Raw genomic sequence first — 1534 nt, forward strand, 5'->3', positions numbered from 1 at the left:
TCTTGAGCGACAACTCCTCTTCCATGGTCACCGACCAGGGGCGGCCGACGAACAGGTCGGTGAGCAGGATGCCGAGCCAGCGGTGCCAGGGTTTGNGGGGGCGGTTGTCCATGGCTGGCGTGATGGCGCGGAGGGCGGTGGCGGACCGTAGGGCGCGCTAGCAGCCTGTCGGACTTAGCCCTTAGGATAAGGGCATGAGTCAACAACAAGGCTTTTTGTTGCTCCACAATCTAACGTAAGGTGAGTTCCGTGAAAAATCCAACCCGTAGGAGCCCGCTTGCGGGCGACGGGTGGGGGGCACAATGACGCGATTCCGGCAGGTCAGGTCGCCCGCAAGCGGGCTCCTACGGAGGTTGATTCTTGATAGCGTCTTATTCGGAAATCGCCGAAAGTCCGACAGGCTGCTAGGCGACTGCCGTATTGCGCCGGGTGGCGGGGTGCTGCACGATCGGCGGCACACTCCGCTGCGCGATTGCGCCCTACGGTTCTGAAGCGTGGGAGCCAGATGCACTGCGGTCCTGCGCGCAGACCGCGGTGATCGCGGCGTCACCACCGGTCAACTGGCGTCGTCGAGCACCTCGGCCAGGGTCTGGGCCGTCAGNACGCGCGTGGACCAGCGCAACAGGGTGTCCGCATCGGCGGTGTCAATTCGTTGACGCGCGGCCTCGGGCAATTCGCCGAAGCGCAAGCGCAGGAGGGACGTGAGGACGCGGGCTTCGCCGTGCTGCACGCCCAGCTTGACGCCTTGCGCGATGCCTTGTTCGATGAAACGCTGGGCAAATCCGCTCATGTCGGCCGCCTCCTGAGGATAGCGTTGGGTGTAGAGGGTGCGCTCATGGTCGTCCAGGTCGGCGTAGATGTCGATAAAGTCGAGATATTTCAAGCGCCGCTCGGGGTCTGGCTCCAACTCGACCAGGCCGCGCACGGCCTGCGCGTAGACCTCCAGTTTGTCTTCGGGGGCGTAGGCCATGTTGGGCAGATTCAACCGGGCGACCAGGTTGCTGCTGTGCAGGTGGGCGCGGGCCGGGATGCGGAACAGGGCGGTCGCGAGATAGCGAAATTCCAGGTAGGCCGCGCTTTCGCTGCCGAGTCGCAGGGACGACGGAAAGCGTCCGGCGTGCAGAAAGATGACGACTGGGACGACCCGCTCGGTTGCGAACATCTCGGCGAGATCGAGACAATAGTGCGCCAAGCGATGCATGGAGAAGCGCTGGGGGTCGGTCTCTTCCTCAAACGCGAACAGCAGCGCGGCGCGCCGGCCGTCCGGCCATTCCACCAGCAGGGGCGTATCCAATTCGCGAAACCGCGCACCGAGTCGTTCCTTGAGCTGCTCCTGACGGATCGGCAGGATGCGGGCGCCGGCATCGACGGCATGGGACTCAACCGCCGCAAAGAAGGCGATCGACTCGCGCGGATAGTCGATGATGAGGTTCTTGAAGTTTTGGTCGTGGCTCATGGGACGGCGTTCAATGCGCCTTCCGGCGCAGCGGCCGACGCGGGCGTCTGGTGATCGGGGTCCACGGCGTGGTCGCGC

1 protein-coding gene is annotated in these 1534 nt (G+C 64.5%); it reads right to left on the reverse strand.

Features of this window, described 5'->3' with window-relative positions; translation table 11 throughout:
* Positions 1-556 precede the first annotated feature (556 nt).
* Positions 557-1456 (reverse strand): RpnC/YadD family protein, encoded by a 900-nt coding sequence (locus A39O_RS0109350; RefSeq protein ID WP_020504396.1) that lies wholly within the window; start codon positions 1454-1456, stop codon positions 557-559.
* Positions 1457-1534: the final 78 nt, after the last annotated feature.

Origin of the sequence: Lamprocystis purpurea DSM 4197, from assembly GCF_000379525.1 — a bacterium.
GTDB classification, from domain to species: Bacteria; Pseudomonadota; Gammaproteobacteria; order Chromatiales; family Chromatiaceae; genus Thiodictyon; species Thiodictyon purpureum.